Here is a 16,803-nt window from a genome sequence, read left to right on the forward strand (position 1 = left end):
CACCATGCTTGCCATCACTGTGCGGGAACGGGGCGGTGAGCTCGCCCTGACCGACGTGCCTTACCCCCACGCCGCGGAGAACGACGTCATCGTGCGGGTGCACGCTGCCGGCTGCACGCCCGGCGAGCTCGACTGGCCCGCCACCTGGACCGACCGCGCGGGGCGTGACCGGACACCGAGCATCCCCGGGCACGAGCTGTCCGGGACCGTCGTCGAACTGGGGTACGGGACCACCGGGCTCAGCGTCGGGCAGCGGGTCTTCGGGATGGCCGACTGGGCCCGCGACGGGTCCCTCGCCGAGTACACCGCCGTCGAGGCTCGCAACCTCGCGCCCCTCGCCGCCGACATCGATCACACCGTGGCCGCCGCGCTGCCGATCTCCGGGCTGACCGCCTGGCAGGGGCTGTTCGACCACGGTCGCCTCACGACCGGGCAGACCGTCCTGATCCACGGGGCGGCCGGCGCGGTCGGGGCCCTCGCCGTCCAGCTCGCACGTGACGTGGGTGCCCGCGTGATCGCCACCGGGCGGGCCGCGCACCGCGACGTCGTGCTCGGGCTCGGTGCGCACGACTTCCACGCGCTGGACGGTGACTGGGACGGCGTGGGCGAGGTCGACGTGGTGTTCGACGTCTTCGGGGGTGACGTCCTCGAACGGTCGGCCGCGCTGGTGCGGCCAGGCGGCGCCCTCGTCACCATCGCGGCGCCGGACGTGGACGGGCGTGCCGTGTTCTTCGTCGTCGAACCCGACCGGGTTCGGCTCGCCGATCTCGCCGAGCGGGTGCGGGCCGGGCGGCTCAAGCCCGTCGTCGGATCCGTGGTGCCGCTCGCCGAGGCGGCGTCCGCGTTCACGTCCCCCGGCAGGACGATCATCCAGGTCGCCGACCTGTGACCCCGGCGGTGGGAGAAACCGTGGAACTCGGTCTCGCGCTGCCCACCGCAGGGCCGCAGGCCTCGCCCGAGACGATCGTCCGGGTCGCGAGGGAAGCCGAACGGCTCGGTTACGCCGCCCTGTGGACGTTCGAGCGCCTGCTTCGTCCACTTGAGAAGGTCGTGCTGTGGACCGGGGGCGAACCGGCGGTGCTGCCGGAGTTCTACGGGTTTACGTACGAGCCGCTGGAGACGCTGAGTTCATCACCGCGATGCGGGCCGCGTGGGGACCGGACCCGGTCCGCCACGACGGTGAGTTCTACCGGATCGCGCCGTCGGAGGTGAACCCCAAGCCCGTGCAGCACCGGATTCCCGTGCTGCTGGCCGCGAACACGCCCGCCGTCGTGCGGCGTGCCGGCCGGATCGCGGACGGACTGATCCCGATCGCCACCTCCGCGGGGGAACTGCGTGACGTCGTCACCGTGTCCCACGCCGCCGCCCGGGAAGCGGGCCGCGACCCCGGTGACCCGTGAGCGGATCGGGGACGGGCGGTCCTTCCTCGGCGGGTCGCCGCGGCAGATCGCCGAGGATCTCGCGGTCGCCCGCGAGATCGGGGTGACGCAGGTGTACCTCGGCGGCGGGCAGGGGCTCGGGCTCGACGTGGGGCTGCGGGCCGCGGACGTGGACGAGTGGCTCGGGTTGCTGGGTGAGGTGATGGACGCGGCCGGGCGGGTCGGCGTTCTCGCGGCGTGACGCCCGTTGCCTGGGATCGGCAGGCCGTGGCTAACCGGCTCCGCCCCGCGCAGCCTGGGAGCAGGACCACTGCCTGAACGAGGAGCAGCCCATGGCACGCACCCGGCCCGACATCACCGTTCCCGACCTCTCCGGCAAGCTCGCCGTCGTCACCGGCGGCAGTGACGGGGTCGGGCTGGGGCTCGCGACCCGTCTCGCGGGCGCCGGCGCCGAGGTCGTCCTGCCCGTGCGCAACCGGCGCAAGGGAGAGGCCGCGGTCGCGACGATCATGGCCCGGCACCCGGAGGCATCAGTGTCCCTTCGGGACCTCGATCTGTCGTCCATGGACTCGGTCGCCGCGCTCGGGGCCGCGTTGCTCGGTGAGGACCGGCCGATCCACATCCTCGTCAACAACGCGGGCGTGATGACCCCGCCGGCCAGGCAGACCACCGCGGACGGGTTCGAGCTGCAGTTCGGCAGCAACCACCTGGGGCACTTCGCGCTCGTCGCGCACCTGCTACCGCTGCTGCGCGCGGGGCGGGCGCGGGTGACGTCGCAGATCAGCGTCGCCGCGAACGAGAACACCATCAACTGGGACGACCTGAACTGGGAACGGTCCTACCACGGCCGCCGCGCGTACAGCCAGTCGAAGATCGCGTTCGGGCTGTTCGGGCTCGAGCTGGACCGGCGCAGCCGCGCGGCGGGCTGGGGGATCACCAGCAATCTCGCCCACCCCGGGGTCGCGCCCACCAACCTCCTGGCCGCGCGGCCCGAGGTCGGGCGGGCACGGGACACGCTCGGCGTGCGGGTCATCCGCGTGCTGTCCCGGCGCGGCATCCTCCTGGGGACCGTCGAGACGGCGCTGCTGCCGGCGCTGATGGCCGCGACCTCGCCGGACGCGCGCGGCGGTCGGCTGTACGGGCCCAGCGGTCTCGGGCACCTGGGCGGCGCGCCCGCCGAGCAGGCCGTCTACTCCCGGCTGTGCGGCGCGGCCGAGGCCGAGCGCGTCTGGCGGATCTCCGAGGAGCTCACCGGCACGTCCTTCCCGGCCGTCGCACTCGATCGCGGCTGACCATCGCGTCGGATTCCCGCACGCCGGGCGGGCAGCGCCCGGCCCGCGAAGCGGGGCGAACCGCTCATCACCCCCGGAGGGAAACCCACAACAAGGTCAACTGGGCGGGTCGCCGAGGTCGTCCTGTGGAGGCGGCGCCACGAACCCGGCGCGCTCCCGTCACGGTGGTAGCCCGGCTGAGCCCGCGGAGTCATTCGATCGGGGACGGCTGGGCCCGTGGCGGTGTCGGCGGCGGGCGGCCGGGGTACGAGGCCGGGCATGATCAGGTTGCTGCGCCAGGTGTTGCTCGCCGCTGTCGTCGTCGTGGGCTCCGGTGGTGGTGTCGCCGCCGCCGACGAGCCGTCCTCGGGGAGTGCGTACTCGTGTGACGCGTTGACGAGCGCGTCGGTGCCCGCGGTGAAGAAGCGCTTGTCCGCACAGGGGATCGACGTGTCGGAGGTGACCGGGCCCGTCGGGCTCTCCTGCCGGAAGGACGCCGGGAACCAGGACGGCGTCGTGGTGTCCGTGACCGGTGTGGACGGTGTCGCCTTCCGGTGTGCCGCCGCGGACGAAGAGAGTGGGACGGACGTCGTGTTCTTCGTCGGCTGCGGATGATCAATACGGCCTCGTTCGGTCGGTGAACGCGGTCGCCGCCGCGTGGGGTGCTCCCGCCGGGAAGGAGATGCTCGCCGGGTCGCCGTCCGACGTGTAGCGCTCCCGCGGCGCCGCCGCGAGTTTGGTCAGCCACGCGGTCGAACACCACGCCGCGTCCTCGCCGGTGGCGTCCTGCGAACGAATACGCGGGATGGCGGCGCGGTCGAAGTCGTCGGCGTACGGCGACGGGGCCGGGTTCGCACCGACCAGGAACGCGCCCCGGTAACGGTACTCCGCCGAGCCGACCGTGCCCCGCAACGCCAGGGCGGGGTCGTCGGGGGTCGCCCCGAACGGGAACGCGAGCGTCGCGGGGACCGCGCCCGCGCGCCGGATCGCCTGGTCCTGCGTGAGGATCTCCCGCCGCGCCGCGTCCGGGGTGGACTCGGCCAGGTTCGCGTGCGTCGCGGTGTGGTTGCCGACATCCATGCCGTGTGCGACCAGCCACGGCAGTGTCCGGGTGCCGCCCGGGTCGCCGAAGGGGTCCGCATTGACGAAGAACGTCGCCACCGGGCGGAACCTCGGGTACTCCTCCGCCACCGCCAGCATGATCGCCACCGCGGTGCCCGCGGCCGGGTCGCCCGCGGCGTCCAGCGTGAACTGGCTGGGGTCGCCGTCGTCGAAGGTCAGCACCACCGGGTGCGTCCCGGCGGGGAGGTCGAGGTCGCCGTCGACGTAGTCCGCCGCGGTGACCGGGACGTAGTCCTCCCGCGCCAGGCGGACCAGCTCGGCGCGGAACGCCGCCGGCGTCCGGTCGTACACCGTCGCCGGCGCGGCCACGATCCGGTGGTACATCAGCACCGGCACCACGCCCAGCTCGTTCGCGCCCACCGCGGCGGGATCCGGCGGCGTGGGCGGGCTCGACCTCGTGGTGCTGACCTGCTTGCGGGGTGGCGGCGGGGGAGCGGGTTCACCGGTGCACGCCGTCGCCAGCGTGGCGACCAGTGCGACCACGCCCATGCGCTTGAGGAACATCGCCCCACGATCCGGCCGATTCCCTTGCCGCGCAACGCAAAGAGCGCACGATCAGGTGATAACAGGTTGGCGCCCGCGGTGAGCGGGCATGCTTCGCGCGTTGGTTGTGTCGGCGGGTGCGGGGAGTGCGGGATGACGGGCCGGGTTGTCGCTTTGGTGTGTGCGTGCGTGCTCGCGGTGCTGGCGGTGCTCACCGCCCCCGCGCTTCGGGACCTGGCGGCGAGCCCGGCCATCACGGGTGTCGCGGAAGGCGCGGTGGTCACCCCGCAACGCCTGGCCGGGCTGGGCGTCACCGCACAGTCCGGGCTCGACCTGTCCGACGTGGACGTGTTCGTGGACGGCAAACCCGCCGAGGTGCGCAGGAACGGGGACCGCCTCGTGCTCGCCGACACGGCCCTCGACGACGGCCGCCACACGGTCACCGCGCGCCGCACCCGCGGACTGCTGCCCGACGACGAGGTCACGCGCACGGTCACGGTCGACGGCACACCACCGCGCCTGACCGTCGACGAGACGCCGGTGACGGACCTCCGCGCGCCGTTCACGTTGCGGGGCAGGGCGGTCGGCGCGACCGCCGTGACCGTCGACCACGAGCCCGCCGACCTCGCGGACGACGGCACCTTCGCCGTCTCGCTGCCGAGCGTGCCCGCGTCCGTGCACGTCGTCGCGCGCGACGAGGCCGGGAACAACACCGCGCGGGCGCACACGGTCGCGGTCCGCCACCCCGGCATGCGCGCGGTGCACATGTCCGCGCTGGGCTGGTCGTCGGCGGCACTGCGGGAACCCGTGCTGGCGCTGGCCGAGGAGGGCCGCATCGACACCGTCCAGCTCGACATCAAGGACGAGAGCGGCGAGATCGGCTACCTGTCACGCGTGCCGCTGGCGCGGGAGATCGGCGCCACCCGGGACCACTACGACGCGAAGGCGGTCGTGGACCGCCTGCACGCGGCCGGGATCCGCGTGGTCGGCAGGCTCGTCGCGTTCCGCGACCCCGTGCTCGCCGAGGCGTCCTGGCGGGCGGGCAAGAAGGACCGGGTCCTGCAGACCAGCGGGGGACAGCCGTGGGCCGGTTCGTACGGCGGGTACGCGTTCACGAACTTCGCCGACCCGGACGTGGTCGCCTACAACGTCGCGCTCGCCGAGGAAGCCGCGGAGCTGGGCTTCGACGACATCCTGTACGACTACGTGCGCAGGCCGGAGGGCGCGGTGTCGCGGATGCAGATCCCCGGCCTGCGCGGCACCCCGGAGCAGGCGATCGTGGACCTCCTGGCGGAGACCCGGGCCAAGGTGCGTGCCCACGGCGCGTTCCTCGGTGCGTCCGTGTTCGGCATCGCGGCGCGGCACCCGACCGCCGTGGCGCAGGACATCCCGGCGATCGCGGCACACGTGGACTACGTCGCACCCATGGTCTACCCGTCCCACTGGGGTCCCGGCGAGTACGGCGTCGCGCACCCGGAGTCCCAGCCGTACGACATCACGAACCGGTCGGTCGCCGCGTTCGGCCGCGCGGTCCGTGGCACGGGCGCGCAGGTCATCCCGTGGCTGCAGGCGTTCAGCCTGGCCCAGCCGTACGGTCCGGCCGAGGTGGCGGCACAGGTCCGCGCCGCGGCCGACGCCGGCGCGTCGTCGTTCCTGCTGTGGGACCCCGCGTGCCGCTACGACCCGGCCGCACCACCGCCGCGCTGAGCCCGCTCACGTGCGGTCCAGCCACGGGATGCTCACCTCGCGCAGGAGGAGCAGCGCGGCGGCGGCGACGGGGATCGACACGAGCGCACCGGGCACGCCCGCGAGCACGCCACCGACGAGCACGGCCACGACCGTGACCGTCGCGGGGATGGACACGACGCGGCCGATCACCTTGGGCAGCAACACGTAGTCCTCGATCACCTTGTAGACAGCGAGGACACCGAGCACGCCGAGGCAGGCGGGGACCGAGACCGTGAGCGCCACCGCGGCGACCCCGACCGCGGCGACGAGCGTGCCGACCACCGGGACCAGGTCGAGCACGGCGACCATGATCGCCAGGAACAACGCGTACGGCACGCCGAACGCGGCCAGGCACGCGAACGAGACCACGCCGCTCACGAGCGACACCAACAGGTTCCCCAGCAGGTACGCGCCGATCCGCGCGTAGATCTGGTCGCCGATGAGGATCGCGCGCGGTCGCCGCCCCGCGGGCACCAGCCGGTACAGCGCGCCGCGGATGCGGCGGAAGTCGGCCAGGAAGTAGACGCTCAGCACCAGCACGAGGAAGACGCCGGTGACAGCCTCGACCGCGGCGCGGGCGCCCGTGCCGCCGCCGACGAGCCCGCGCACCTGCCGTTCCAGGTCCAGCCGCTGGTTGAGCCAGCCGAGCACGGTCTGCTCGTCGTCCATGCTCGCGTTCAGCGCCGCCAGCTGCGCGGCCAGCCGGTCCGCCTGCTCGACGAGCGGCACCGCGGCGGCGACGACGAACCCGGCCACCAGCAACAGGATCCCGGTCGCGACGACCGCGGTGGCGAGCGGCCGGGGCAGGCCCTTCCGGTCGAGCCACGCCACCGCCGGGTGCAGGCCGACCGCGATGAAGAACGCGATCAGCACGAGCACCAGCACCTCCGCGGCACGCACGACCAGGTAGCCGGCGCACAGCGCGACCAGCGCGCCGATGGTGCCCGTGAGCCCGATGAAGAAGGCCGTGTGGCGGTCGGCGGGACGGCCGGGCGGGCCGAGCGGTTGGTGCCCGGCACGCAACGCCTCGGCTTCCTTCTCCGCTCTCGCAACGGGTTCCGCCATGTCACGCGGCGCGGGCACGGTCGAATCACCCATGTACTCAGCCAAGCACGCGCGGCTTTTCCCTATCGCCGGAGGGCCACGGATGCACGCTAAACCACCCTTTCGGGTGACGAAGTCGCTGCGGTCCGCGCACAAATCGGCCCGTGCCGACCCCGAAAGAAAATCAACGAAGCATTACAAGGCTCGAAGGTATTGACGAGGTGGAATTGCGGAAAGCTCTCGCGCTAGTGTCGCCTCCGGTCGAAACCAAGATCGACCGGGAATTGATCGCGCAATCAACCGAGGGATTTCTGATGCTGAAAAAGGCAGCTTTCGTGACGGCCGGTGTGGCCGCCGGGATGATGATGCTGAGCGGGTTCGCCTCCGCCGAGGGCCCGCACCACCCGGGCTGGGGCCACGACGACGAGAGCGGCGACCAGATCGGCCTGGTCAACGTCAACAACGTCGACGTGCTGCACAACGTGAACGCCAACGCGGGCGTGTGCGACAACAACGTCAACGTCCTGGGCGTCCAGGTGCCGGTCGAGGACGTCGCGAACGGCATCGGCGTGCCGATCCTGTCCCCCGGCGAGCACGACGCCGAGGCCGCCGCGCCGTACAACTGCGCCTCCGCCAGCCTGGACGACGGCGGCTCGGTTCAGGACAAGTGACGCTCCCCGCGTCGTTCTCCCCAGCGGCAGCACCCCTGCCGCCCACCAACGAGAGGTAGTTCTTCCGTGTTGAAACAACTCATCGTCGGCGCGGCCGCCATCGCCGCCGGTGTCATCCCCTTCAGCGGCGTCGCGGGCGCCGACAGCGGTCTGCCCTTCGCGAGCGACCGTGACGGCGACGGCGAGATCGGCCTGGTCAATGTCGACAACGTGGACGGGCTGCACAACGTCAACGGCACCGTCGGCTTCTGCGACAACAACGTCAACGTGCTCGGCGTCCAGGTGCCGGTCGAGGACGTCGCCAACGGCGTGGGCGTGCCGATCGCCTCGCCCGGTGCCAGCGACGCGGAGGGCGCGATCCCCGAGAACTGCGCGTCCAGCGACACGTCCGACGGCGGCACCGTCCAGGGGGACTGAGCCGCTCGCAGGCGGCCGAAAGCCGCTCACCTTTGGGGTGGACGGAGGCAGGGCCGGTCACGGCCGGCCCTGCCTCCCGGCCGACGTGGAAAGACAGAGGGGTCTCATGTCACAGGACGTACTCGGCGAATTCCCGCCGTCGTTCCCGACCCGGTTCCGCGGCTACGACCGCGACGCCGTGGACCACGAGCTGCGCGAGCTGCACGCCGCGCTCGACTACGCCCATGAGGAACGCGACCGGGCGGTGGCCAGAGCGCTCGCGCTCGAGACGGCGGCGGGCGACCCCGCCACCGCGCCGGCGTCCACGACCGTGCAGTGGCTGATCGACACCGCGGAGCAGGACGCGGCACGGATCCGTGCCGAGGCGGAGGACGCCGCCCGGCGCGTCAGCGAGCGGGCGGACGAGCTGCTGCGCCACCGGGTCGAGCTGGTGGAGGAGGCGCAGCGCGAGGCCGACGCGTGCCGCGCGCAGGCCGCGCAGGAAGCCCGCCAGATCGTGCACGAGGCCCTGGAGAAGGCGAGCACGCTGCTGCGGGGGCTGCAGGAGAGCGAGGTGTCGCTGCAGGAGTTGTTCGGCAGCGGTGCGCTCCACCACCGCATGCCGCCGCCGCGCCGCTCCACCGAGCAGCGCACCGGCCAGCACGCCAAGGCACCGCAGCCCCAGCCCCAGCCCCAGCCGCGGCCGGCCGCGCAGCAACCCGCGAACAGCGTGGTGGGCGGGCAGCCGAGCGGGCCGGTGCCGCAGCAGGTGCCGGCGGCACCTCCTGCCCCCGCGGACGTGCCCCCGAGCTGAGGACCACACCTGCCGCGTCGCGGAAACACCGCGGCGGTACAATCCAAATGCTTCTGTGAAAAAGCCGCAGTAGCGCGAATCGACCCTGCATTCGACGCCCCGGTAAAACAGCTTGCCGGGCGCTCGCCCATTCAACGATGCCCGTGCCGTGGTGTTCGCCACCCGCTCGGGAAATGTCGCATGCAAAACGGGAGTACTCGATCGAGTTCGGGTTGGGAGGCCCGGACGAGGATCGTGAGGACGAGCGCTCCAGTGAACTGGGAACAGATTTACACCCGATATCACCCCGCGTTGATCGAAACGGCCACGCGGTGCGCGGGCGTGCGGAGCGACCGCGACGCGGCGGACCTCGTGCACGAGGTGTTCGCCGAACTGCTCAGCGACCCGCCCCCGGACGAGCCCGACTGGCCGGTGTTCCTCGCGGGCCTGGTCACCCAGAGGGGCGCGGCCGAGCACGACCCGCAGCCGACCGCGCTGGACGAGGACCCCGGGGAACCGGAGCCGGTCGAGGACGCCGCCGCGATCGCCGTCCGCCGCGTCGCGGCGTGCGAGGTGCGGCAACGCATCCTGCGGGTGATGGGCTACATGACCGAGCGGCAGCGCCAGATCACGCGGCTCCGCCTGTTCGAAGGGCTGAGCGTGGGGGAGATCGCCGCCGCGATGAACACGTCGTCGTCCAACATCTCGCAGATCGTGATCCGCTGCCTGACCAAGCTGCAGCCGGTGCTCACCGAGTTCGACACGTTCGACCAGCACGACCTCGAACGCGTCCGCCCGCCCCGCCGCGCCCTCCACTAGCGCGCCGCCGTACCGTCCGGGCAGATCACGACCCGAAGAACGACCAGACCCGCAGCCGGCCCCAGCTACCGGACACGCCGCCTAGACATGGCAGTCGCACGACGGGGTGCGCAGCAGTGCGCACGTGGACGCGTGCCGGTCGGCGAGGTCGCGGCGCAGGCGTGCCGCGCGGTGGGTGTCCGGGCCGAGCAGGCCGAGGCGCACGCACTCGACCACCGTGTGGATCGCCGTCTCCGTGCCCAGGATCTCCGCCGCGCGGGCGAGGCGCATCGACACCGCGCTCATGCTGATGCCCAGGCGCCGCGCGATCTGCTTGGTGCGCAGGCCGTCGGCCAGCAGGCGCACGACGGCCAGTTCCTTGTCCGAGAGGAGCGTCCTCCCGGCGAGGGTGTGCGTCACGGTTCCTCCACGAGGAAGGCGCCGGCTCCCGGGGCACGGGAGCCGGCGCCAGGTCTCACTTGCCGTCAGTCCAGTTCGAACGCGCCGGACTCGACGTTCTCCACCCACGCACCGTCCTCGCCCGCCGCCGCGGCCGAGTGTTCGTACGAGGCACCCGTGACGTCGTCGTCGAAGTCGCCGACGTCGACGGTGTCGACCAGGTCGCCGTGGTGCCAGCCGTCGCTCTCGAAGGCGCCGCTCTCGGTGGACTCGACGTAGGCACCGTCGCTGCCCGCGGCGGCGGTGACCTCCTCGTACCACGCCGCGGTGTCCGTGCCGGACAGACCGCCGTCGTCACCCGACACGGCGCCCGCCTCGGTGGAGGTCACCCAGGCGCCGTCGGGACCGGCGTGCGCGGCGACGTCCTCGTAGGTGGCGCCCACCCAGTCGTCCGTCCAGTCGCCCGTCCAGTCGTCCGCGTAGTCGTCGGTGTCGGCGACGGTCGTCTCGTGCACGGGCGCCACCACGGCGACCGCGTCGGTGCCGGTCTCCTCGACGACCTCCCCGGTCACGTTCTCCGCCACGTCCTCCGTGACGTCCTCGTCGTCGGCCGAGTAGCTCACGTCGACGGACTCCGGCACGTAGACCAGGTCGGGGCGGGGCCCGTCCCAGGCGTCGACGTCCTCGGTCTCCGTCACGGTCGTCGTGGTGGTCGCCGACGCCATCGCGGCGGCGGCATCGGGGGTGGCCACCGCACCTGCCAGCGCCTGGTCGCTGATCACCACGTCGTCCGGTTCCTCCGCCGACGCGGTCAACGGCGCCGCCATGAGCGCGAGCGGCACCGCGAGGGCCGCGAACACAACACCGCGGCCAGCCGATTTGGGCATCACAGTCTCCTTTCGAAAAGCGATCGAAACAAATTCGGGCAACTGAAAGCTACCCAGAGATCACTGGGAGTACGTTCCCGTGGACCCGAAAGAACCGCTCGAATACCCGTTCGCGCGGAACCGGACCCCGACGGTGACCGCCGGCGCGGCCGGTGCTCTCCCGGAAACGGGAACCCGTTGCCCCTGCCGGGTTGTCGGGCGCGCCGCCGGTCACGGTGGGAGAGAATCCGCGTCAAACCCCACCTTCCGGTGATTAATGCCGCCGGTACGGCCCGCTCGGTGGCAGTATCGGGGCAGGACAAGGGAAAACCGCTCGAACGGGCCACCGCCCGGTCATCCGGGTGGAGTGCTCACCACCCGTGGTCGTGGCCGGGCCGGCGACCGGGGCCGCGGCGGCTTGTAATGACGCGAACCCGTTAATTTCCGCACGTTCCCGGTGACGCCCGGGAATCGGGGCAAAACGGTGCGCGCAGGCACGTTGGCGCCATTCCCCGCGAGCGAGTGACGATGACGACGAGGTCCGTCATGCGATCTCGCAATCGAAAGGGGTTACCCATGAAAGGAAGACTCGGGCGCTTCGCGGTCTTCGCCGCGGTGTTCGCCATCGTGGTCACCGGGACCACCGTGACCAACGCGGCCGCCGTCGAGCCCGCGGCCCCGCAGGAGGGCGCGGTGCTGGTGCAGGGCATGCACGACGCGCTCGCTGCCGCGGCCGACGCGGGCGACGTCGCGAAGACGAAGGCGACGCTCACGGAGCTGGAGCCGCTGCTGACCGAGCTCGAGAGCGGGCAGCGGTACGCGGTGCGGGACAGCAGCCGGGCGCTCGCCGACGACGCGGGCCATGAGGCCGCGACGACCCGCGAACAGGTCGACCGGCTGTTCCCGGACGGGGCGCAGACGAGGGACCTGCCGTCGATCGCCGAACTGTTGAACGCGCTGGTGCAGCGACTGCTGGTGAGCCTGTCGGCTCTGGTGAACGACCTGCTCGGCGGGCTGCCAGTGCCGGCGTAGTGAGGTGCCGACGGGAACGGCGGCGACGGGTCACCGGGGTGCACCGCCGCCGCCTTTTCCCGGCCCCAGGATCCGGGAAACGCATGACAGACACCGAATTCGACGTCTCGATCGCCCAGCGCGCCGACGCGACCGTGCTCCACGTGCGCGGTGAGGTGGACCTGGCGACCGCGCCCGCGCTGCGCCTCGCGCTCGCGGGCATCACCCGCGTGGAGCGGGAACTGGTGGTCATCGACCTGGTGGCGGTGACGTTCCTGTCGTCCGCGGGCCTGCTGGTGCTCGTCGAGGCCACCGAGGCGGGGCGGCCCGAGGTGCGGGTCGTCGCCCCGGGGCGGGAGTGCCTGCGCCCCATCCGCATGACCGGGCTGGACAGCGTGCTCTCGATACACGGAACACTCGCGGACGCGCTGCGACAGGCCCTGTAACCGGCGGCGCGGAAATGCCACACAATGGTGTCGGCACCTTGTTCGCGACCGTTTCCGGTGGATATTCTCTGAATGGGCCGGCCGCCCGGGGTACTCCCTTCCAGAATTCTCCGAACCGCGGCCGGTCCGCTCTTATTTGTCGCCGTAGCGTGTCGCGGGCGGCGCGTCCGCGGGGCCCGCGAGGTACTCGTTCCGCCTGCCCCGCCGGACCAGGCCGAGCAGCCCCAGCAGGCCCCACAGGCCGTTGTCGTCGTCGCCGTCCTCGTGCTCGCTCGGCGCCACGATGGCCACGTAGGTGATCTCCGGGGACGCGTTCGCCGTCGTCACCGGTCCCGCCAGGATCGCGCAACTCGCCATGACGCCCAGGAAGATGTCGCGCACCACGGTTGCCACTGTCCTTTTCGCGTTTCTCATGATGTCGCCCGTTCTCCGTCCCGACATTCGGACACCACGTGATTGCCCGTGAATTCCACGCAGCGAACGACGGCGGACGCGATTTCACCTGAACTGGGACGAGGCGCGTCCTGTAATGCCCTGATCGGTGCATGAACGGGCCGCCGCCGGGTACGCCCTGGCGATGGACGAGACCGACACCGCCACGCGCTGCGAGGTGTGTGGCAACGAGTACGACATGGCCTTCGAAGTCCGGGCACAGGGGGCGGTGCACGTCTTCGACAGCTTCGAATGCGCGATCCACAAGCTCGCGCCGGTGTGCGAGCACTGCGGGTGCAAGGTCATCGGGCACGGGGTCCAGGCCGGGAACCAGTTCTTCTGCTGCGCCCACTGCGCCCGGGAGTCCGGCGCGGCGGAGACGGTGCGCGACCGGGCCTGACCGACACACCGGCGAGCGCCAGCACGATCCGGTTGAGGGCGTGCCCGGCGCCGGGGACCTCGACCAACCGCCCGTCCGGCAGGCGAGCCGCGACCCGTGCCGCCCATTCGTGGGATGCGATCGGGTCGCGGGTGCCGCGCACCACCACCGCGGGGGTCAACAGGTTCGCGAGCTTCCGTTCGACCGGGTCGGCCGGCAACGCGCGGGCCGTCGCCAGGAAGCGGCGCGGGCCGCGGATCAGGTGGTCGCGAGCCGAGAGCGGGAGCAGCGCCGGTCGTTCCCCCGGCACGTCGGCTGGCAGGCGCACTAGCGTCGGCGCGCCCGGGTCCGCGGTCGGGCCGGCCAGGACCGGGGTGGCGTGTTCCGCCAGGTCGCCCACGACCTGGCAGCCCGCGGAGTTGGCGAGCAGCAGCGCGCCCGCGCGACCGGCCGCGCGCAGCCACGCGGCGAGCGCGGACGACAACCCGCGCACGTCGAGCGGGTCGCGCGGGCCCGGGGTGCGGCCGAAGCCCGGCAGGTCGGGGGGCGACCACCGTCATGTGCGGTGCCAGCGCGGCAGCGGTGCGAGCAGCCGAGTCCGTGCACTCGGCGCGGTCCCAGCCCCTCGACGGGGTCATTCCATGCCGGTGGTCATGCGTGGCACGGGCCGGCGGGACAGCGAGCTCGGCGCGTCGACGTTGGCGCCCTCGTCGACGCCGACGCCGAGGCGGTCCACGAGCTCACCGCCGAGCCAGCCGGTCACGCCGGCCACCGCGAACCCGGCGAAGCCGAGCACCAGGGCCCACGCGTTCGGCGCCCAGTCATCGGCGGCGCCGCGGAGCAGGAAGCTGACGGCGAACAGCAGCAGCACCACGACGTTCCCGGCCCCGTGCAGCAGGCCGACCCGCCGTGCGCGCGTGCCCGGCGGGACCGCCAGCCAGTCGACGAGCCCGAAGATCCCGGCGACCACGCCGCCGACGACGCCCGCGGCGATCATGTAGGCCGAGGTGACCGCGAACCCGGGCCGGTCCGTGATCAGCCCGAGCACGTCGAACACGACCGCGGTCGTCAGCAGGCCGAGCGGGAAGACGATGAGCATCTGGTGGATCGGATGGCCGAGGGCCCTGGCCCGGCTTCTCATGGCGTTCTCCTCTCCGACACCGCCGGATACCCGGCGCGGCCCGCCGCACACGCGGGTGTTGATCCGAACGCGTGATTTCGGTTCACCACCGGATTTCCTCGACTATGCTGGCCGGTTGAGGATCTCGGCAACGGCGCTGGGGGCAGCGGTCATCGTGAGCGAGAATTCCGTCCAGGAACCGGCACGTACCGAACAACCGACCACCGACGGCGCACGCACCGGCAGGGCCTTGCGCGTGCTCGGTCTGGTGGCGATCGTCGTCGGGCTGATCGTCTGCACGAGCCTCGGTTCCGTGCTCGTCAACGTCGACTGGCCCAACGGCGGGCTGGCGTGGCTGCGGGTCGCCATCGGCGCTGTGCTGCTGACGTTGGCGCTGTTGTGCGGGGAACTGCTGGTCCGGATCATCTACGACCTCCGGCGCGGGCGGCCGAGGAACGGGAACCTGGATCTGCTCGACCGGCTCGGCGCCGCGCTGGCGAAACCGAAACGCATCGTGGCGGTGCTCGTCCTCGCGCTCGTGTGGTTTCTCGTCGTGTGGTCGACGCCGCCGGTGTTCTCGGCGCCTGAACCCACGCCGTTGCTCGAACCGGGGGAGCTGGTGATCATGAGTGCCCTCGACGAGAGCCCCAGCGATCCCCGGCGGGTGCTCATCGAGCAGTGGAACCAGGCGCACCCGGAGAACCCGGTGCAGGTCGAGAACGTGTCCGGTGAGCCGGACGCGCAGCACGCCGCCATGGTCGCCGACGCCAAGGGGGAACGGGAACCGGCGGCGGACGTCTACCTCCTCGACGTCGTCTGGATGACCGAGTTCATCGAACACGGCTACATCAGGCCGCTCGACCGGACCGGGCTCGCGACCGACGACTTCCTCCCCAACGTGCTGCGGACGTGCACGGACCTGTACGGGCACCGCGACGGGCTGTGGGGGCTCCCGCTGAACTCCGACGCGGGCCTGCTGTACCACCGGACCGACCTTCCCGGCGTGCCTGCGGTCGCCGGGTGGGACGACATCTTCGGCGCGGGCGCGAAGTCGGCGTTCACCGCCGCCAGGAACTCGGGCGCGGCCGGGAAGAAGCTGCTGGGCGCGAACGCCGCGCAGCTCGCCGACGAGGAAGTCCTCGCCGTCACCGCGTTCGAGGCGATGTGGGCCGCGGGCGGGGAGGTCGTGAACGAGGACGGCCACCCCGTGTTCAACGAGGGGAAGGACGAGATCGTCTTCGACGCGGGCGCCGTGGAGGGGCTTGAGAACCTCGCCGCCGCCTACCGGGACGCAGGCACCTTCCTGCCCGGTGCGGACGCGATGGACGAGACCAAGGCCACTCGCGCGTTCCGCAACGAGCAGGCCATCTACATGCGGAACTGGCCGGTGGCCCACGACACGCTGACGAGCTCCGACGGCAAGAGCTCCGTCTCCTTCGACGTGGCGAACCTGCCCGGCGACAGCGTGCTCGGCGGGCAGAACCTGGCGATCGCCGCGTCGACGGACAAGCCGAAGGCCGCGCAGGCGTTCATCGAGTTCCTCACCAGCGCGGCGGGCCAGCTGATCCTGTTCGAGGTGGGCGGGTTCGCGCCGACCCGCGACTCGGCGTACGCCAATGCGACCCGGCCCTACAAGGACCTGCTGCGGAGCGCGGTGGTCGACGCGCGGCCGCGGCCCTTCCTGCCGAACTACACCGAGTTCAGCAAGGCGTTCCGCAAGGGGATCGCGCGGGCGCTCAGGAACGGCGGCGTCCTCGAAACCGACTTCCCGAAGGAACTGGCGAAGATCGCGCGGTGACTACGCGCGGTCGAAGATGAGGTCGTAGTCCTTGCGCCAGGTCGCCCCGCGGTCCTCGGACGCCTCCCAGCGGCCCGCGATCCGGTCGGGCGCGACGTCGGCGACGAAGCGCTGGAACATGTCGGGGTCCTCGCGCTCCAGCGTCCAGCGCGTGCCGTCGAAGCTCATGGCGAAGACGCGGCAGACACCGCGTTCGTCGTGGTAGAGCGCGGTGTAGGCGTCGCGGGCGTCGCTGCGGCCGAGGACCAGGACCATCTCGCTCGCGGGGTTGCCCGCGTCGTCGGCCATCGTCCAGCGGAGGGTCACGAACGCGTCGCCGAGCCACTCGACCGTTGCCGTGCCGGGCACTTCCTGGTCGGGTGGGTTCAGGAACCAGGCGTCACGCAACGTCGTGCGCCACGTGCCGGTCAGAACGTCCAGCCGCTGCACGGCCTCGTTGCGCATGGTTCCTCCCAGAGGGTTGTCTGCCGGGCTGACGGCACGGCCATCCTGGCGTCGTGGACCACCGGAAGCGGCTGCTCATGGCGGCCATCGACGTGCGCCGAGGCTACGACGTCGGTTCGGACGACCTGATCCGGCTCGCCCCCGACGCGTTGCTCGACGGCGTCGAGGTGCGGGCTGATCGTCGAGGGGCCGGTTTGGCGCTGGGGTCGTGATCGCAGGCCCT

General features: G+C 72.0%; 23 protein-coding genes. 15 read left to right on the plus strand and 8 right to left on the minus strand.

Annotated elements, in window-relative coordinates:
• Positions 1-4: 4 nt before the first annotated feature.
• The 5 genes from ACYQ77_RS08620 to ACYQ77_RS08640 all read left to right on the plus strand — a co-directional run bounded on the left by ACYQ77_RS08620 (position 5) and on the right by ACYQ77_RS08640 (position 3,265).
• Positions 5-889 carry an NADP-dependent oxidoreductase gene (locus ACYQ77_RS08620; RefSeq protein WP_459709195.1) on the plus strand — a complete coding sequence of 295 codons (885 nt, stop codon included), beginning with the start codon at positions 5-7 and terminating at the stop codon, positions 887-889.
• Between the two features lie 250 nt (positions 890-1,139).
• Positions 1,140-1,400, plus strand: a complete 261-nt coding sequence (locus ACYQ77_RS08625) for an LLM class flavin-dependent oxidoreductase (RefSeq protein ID WP_459709197.1) — start codon at positions 1,140-1,142, stop codon at positions 1,398-1,400.
• Complete coding sequence (locus ACYQ77_RS08630; RefSeq protein WP_459709198.1) at positions 1,390-1,620, plus strand: hypothetical protein; 231 nt, start codon at positions 1,390-1,392, stop codon at positions 1,618-1,620. Before ACYQ77_RS08625 ends, ACYQ77_RS08630 begins: the two co-directional genes overlap by 11 nt.
• 91 nt (positions 1,621-1,711) lie before the next feature.
• Positions 1,712-2,671 (plus strand): SDR family oxidoreductase, encoded by a 960-nt coding sequence (locus ACYQ77_RS08635; RefSeq protein ID WP_459709200.1) that lies wholly within the window; start codon positions 1,712-1,714, stop codon positions 2,669-2,671.
• Between the two features lie 258 nt (positions 2,672-2,929).
• Positions 2,930-3,265 (plus strand): hydrophobin family protein, encoded by a 336-nt coding sequence (locus ACYQ77_RS08640; protein ID WP_459709202.1) that lies wholly within the window; start codon positions 2,930-2,932, stop codon positions 3,263-3,265.
• Here ACYQ77_RS08640 and ACYQ77_RS08645 read toward each other — a convergent pair whose 3' ends face one another.
• A complete protein-coding gene (locus ACYQ77_RS08645; protein ID WP_459709204.1) occupies positions 3,266-4,276 on the minus strand; it encodes a polysaccharide deacetylase family protein in 1,011 nt (336 codons plus the stop codon). It abuts the gene before it with no gap.
• 132 nt (positions 4,277-4,408) lie between these two features.
• Here ACYQ77_RS08645 and ACYQ77_RS08650 point away from each other — a divergent pair, with 132 nt between their 5' ends.
• Entirely contained in the window at positions 4,409-5,962 is a 1,554-nt protein-coding gene (locus ACYQ77_RS08650; protein ID WP_459709205.1) for a putative glycoside hydrolase, read from the plus strand.
• 6 nt (positions 5,963-5,968) lie between these two features.
• On the opposite strand, the gene ACYQ77_RS08655 is transcribed toward ACYQ77_RS08650, so the two are convergent.
• Positions 5,969-7,081, minus strand: coding sequence for an AI-2E family transporter (locus ACYQ77_RS08655; protein ID WP_459709206.1), 1,113 nt, complete (start codon positions 7,079-7,081; stop codon positions 5,969-5,971).
• A 260-nt stretch (positions 7,082-7,341) separates the two neighbouring features.
• Here ACYQ77_RS08655 and ACYQ77_RS08660 point away from each other — a divergent pair, with 260 nt between their 5' ends.
• From ACYQ77_RS08660 to ACYQ77_RS08675, 4 genes are all read left to right on the plus strand, one after another.
• The gene (locus tag ACYQ77_RS08660; protein ID WP_459709759.1) at positions 7,342-7,698 is read left to right on the plus strand and encodes a hypothetical protein; all 357 of its coding nucleotides are present in this window, start codon (positions 7,342-7,344) and stop codon (positions 7,696-7,698) included.
• 66 nt (positions 7,699-7,764) lie between these two features.
• The gene (locus ACYQ77_RS08665) at positions 7,765-8,115 is read left to right on the plus strand and encodes a hypothetical protein (RefSeq protein WP_459709208.1); all 351 of its coding nucleotides are present in this window, start codon (positions 7,765-7,767) and stop codon (positions 8,113-8,115) included.
• 106 nt (positions 8,116-8,221) lie between these two features.
• The gene (locus ACYQ77_RS08670; protein ID WP_459709209.1) at positions 8,222-8,908 is read left to right on the plus strand and encodes a DivIVA domain-containing protein; all 687 of its coding nucleotides are present in this window, start codon (positions 8,222-8,224) and stop codon (positions 8,906-8,908) included.
• A 321-nt stretch (positions 8,909-9,229) separates the two neighbouring features.
• Positions 9,230-9,706, plus strand: a complete 477-nt coding sequence (locus tag ACYQ77_RS08675; protein WP_459709211.1) for a sigma-70 family RNA polymerase sigma factor — start codon at positions 9,230-9,232, stop codon at positions 9,704-9,706.
• Between the two features lie 81 nt (positions 9,707-9,787).
• Here the strand turns inward: ACYQ77_RS08675 and ACYQ77_RS08680 are convergent, their stop codons facing one another.
• Together ACYQ77_RS08680 and ACYQ77_RS08685 are read right to left on the minus strand one after the other, a co-directional pair.
• Positions 9,788-10,105: a LuxR C-terminal-related transcriptional regulator gene (locus ACYQ77_RS08680; RefSeq protein WP_459709212.1), complete on the minus strand. Its 318-nt coding sequence runs from the start codon at positions 10,103-10,105 to the stop codon at positions 9,788-9,790.
• Between the two features lie 65 nt (positions 10,106-10,170).
• Complete coding sequence (locus ACYQ77_RS08685; protein ID WP_459709214.1) at positions 10,171-10,971, minus strand: hypothetical protein; 801 nt, start codon at positions 10,969-10,971, stop codon at positions 10,171-10,173.
• A gap of 555 nt (positions 10,972-11,526) precedes the next feature.
• Here ACYQ77_RS08685 and ACYQ77_RS08690 point away from each other — a divergent pair.
• Both ACYQ77_RS08690 and ACYQ77_RS08695 read left to right on the plus strand, forming a co-directional pair.
• Positions 11,527-11,982 carry a hypothetical protein gene (locus ACYQ77_RS08690; RefSeq protein ID WP_459709215.1) on the plus strand — a complete coding sequence of 152 codons (456 nt, stop codon included), beginning with the start codon at positions 11,527-11,529 and terminating at the stop codon, positions 11,980-11,982.
• An 83-nt stretch (positions 11,983-12,065) separates the two neighbouring features.
• Positions 12,066-12,407 (plus strand): STAS domain-containing protein, encoded by a 342-nt coding sequence (locus ACYQ77_RS08695; protein ID WP_459709216.1) that lies wholly within the window; start codon positions 12,066-12,068, stop codon positions 12,405-12,407.
• 132 nt (positions 12,408-12,539) lie between these two features.
• Here ACYQ77_RS08695 and ACYQ77_RS08700 read toward each other — a convergent pair whose 3' ends face one another.
• Positions 12,540-12,791: a hypothetical protein gene (locus tag ACYQ77_RS08700; protein WP_459709218.1), complete on the minus strand. Its 252-nt coding sequence runs from the start codon at positions 12,789-12,791 to the stop codon at positions 12,540-12,542.
• Between the two features lie 193 nt (positions 12,792-12,984).
• Here ACYQ77_RS08700 and ACYQ77_RS08705 point away from each other — a divergent pair, with 193 nt between their 5' ends.
• Positions 12,985-13,239, plus strand: a complete 255-nt coding sequence (locus ACYQ77_RS08705) for a Prokaryotic metallothionein (RefSeq protein WP_459709761.1) — start codon at positions 12,985-12,987, stop codon at positions 13,237-13,239.
• Here ACYQ77_RS08705 and ACYQ77_RS08710 read toward each other — a convergent pair.
• A complete protein-coding gene (locus tag ACYQ77_RS08710) occupies positions 13,142-13,711 on the minus strand; it encodes an alpha/beta fold hydrolase (RefSeq protein ID WP_459709220.1) in 570 nt (189 codons plus the stop codon). The genes ACYQ77_RS08705 and ACYQ77_RS08710 overlap by 98 nt on opposite strands.
• A 141-nt stretch (positions 13,712-13,852) precedes the next feature.
• Positions 13,853-14,359, minus strand: coding sequence for a DUF2231 domain-containing protein (locus tag ACYQ77_RS08715; RefSeq protein ID WP_459709222.1), 507 nt, complete (start codon positions 14,357-14,359; stop codon positions 13,853-13,855).
• A 115-nt stretch (positions 14,360-14,474) separates the two neighbouring features.
• On the opposite strand from ACYQ77_RS08715, the gene ACYQ77_RS08720 reads away from it, so the two are divergent.
• Positions 14,475-16,136 (plus strand): extracellular solute-binding protein, encoded by a 1,662-nt coding sequence (locus ACYQ77_RS08720; RefSeq protein ID WP_459709223.1) that lies wholly within the window; start codon positions 14,475-14,477, stop codon positions 16,134-16,136.
• On the opposite strand, the gene ACYQ77_RS08725 is transcribed toward ACYQ77_RS08720, so the two are convergent.
• Complete coding sequence (locus tag ACYQ77_RS08725) at positions 16,137-16,580, minus strand: hypothetical protein (RefSeq protein ID WP_459709225.1); 444 nt, start codon at positions 16,578-16,580, stop codon at positions 16,137-16,139.
• A 53-nt stretch (positions 16,581-16,633) separates the two neighbouring features.
• Here ACYQ77_RS08725 and ACYQ77_RS08730 point away from each other — a divergent pair, with 53 nt between their 5' ends.
• Positions 16,634-16,792, plus strand: coding sequence for a hypothetical protein (locus tag ACYQ77_RS08730; protein WP_459709227.1), 159 nt, complete (start codon positions 16,634-16,636; stop codon positions 16,790-16,792).
• The last annotated feature ends 11 nt before the right edge of the window (positions 16,793-16,803 follow it).

The sequence above is a fragment of the Actinophytocola sp. KF-1 genome, assembly GCF_054661535.1.

Bases quoted from the DNA above. Each gene is read 5' to 3' on its own strand.
- ACYQ77_RS08620 (WP_459709195.1), top strand. From the start codon at position 5: ATGCTTGCCATCACTGTGCGGGAACGGGGCGGTGAGCTCGCCCTGACC.
- ACYQ77_RS08625 (WP_459709197.1), top strand. From the start codon at position 1,140: ATGCGGGCCGCGTGGGGACCGGACCCGGTCCGCCACGACGGTGAGTTC.
- ACYQ77_RS08635 (WP_459709200.1), top strand. From the start codon at position 1,712: ATGGCACGCACCCGGCCCGACATCACCGTTCCCGACCTCTCCGGCAAG.
- ACYQ77_RS08640 (WP_459709202.1), top strand. From the start codon at position 2,930: ATGATCAGGTTGCTGCGCCAGGTGTTGCTCGCCGCTGTCGTCGTCGTG.
- ACYQ77_RS08645 (WP_459709204.1), bottom strand. From the start codon at position 4,276: ATGTTCCTCAAGCGCATGGGCGTGGTCGCACTGGTCGCCACGCTGGCG.
- ACYQ77_RS08650 (WP_459709205.1), top strand. From the start codon at position 4,409: ATGACGGGCCGGGTTGTCGCTTTGGTGTGTGCGTGCGTGCTCGCGGTG.
- ACYQ77_RS08655 (WP_459709206.1), bottom strand. From the start codon at position 7,081: ATGGGTGATTCGACCGTGCCCGCGCCGCGTGACATGGCGGAACCCGTT.
- ACYQ77_RS08660 (WP_459709759.1), top strand. From the start codon at position 7,342: ATGCTGAAAAAGGCAGCTTTCGTGACGGCCGGTGTGGCCGCCGGGATG.
- ACYQ77_RS08670 (WP_459709209.1), top strand. From the start codon at position 8,222: ATGTCACAGGACGTACTCGGCGAATTCCCGCCGTCGTTCCCGACCCGG.
- ACYQ77_RS08685 (WP_459709214.1), bottom strand. From the start codon at position 10,971: ATGCCCAAATCGGCTGGCCGCGGTGTTGTGTTCGCGGCCCTCGCGGTG.
- ACYQ77_RS08690 (WP_459709215.1), top strand. From the start codon at position 11,527: ATGAAAGGAAGACTCGGGCGCTTCGCGGTCTTCGCCGCGGTGTTCGCC.
- ACYQ77_RS08695 (WP_459709216.1), top strand. From the start codon at position 12,066: ATGACAGACACCGAATTCGACGTCTCGATCGCCCAGCGCGCCGACGCG.
- ACYQ77_RS08705 (WP_459709761.1), top strand. From the start codon at position 12,985: ATGGACGAGACCGACACCGCCACGCGCTGCGAGGTGTGTGGCAACGAG.
- ACYQ77_RS08715 (WP_459709222.1), bottom strand. From the start codon at position 14,359: ATGAGAAGCCGGGCCAGGGCCCTCGGCCATCCGATCCACCAGATGCTC.
- ACYQ77_RS08725 (WP_459709225.1), bottom strand. From the start codon at position 16,580: ATGCGCAACGAGGCCGTGCAGCGGCTGGACGTTCTGACCGGCACGTGG.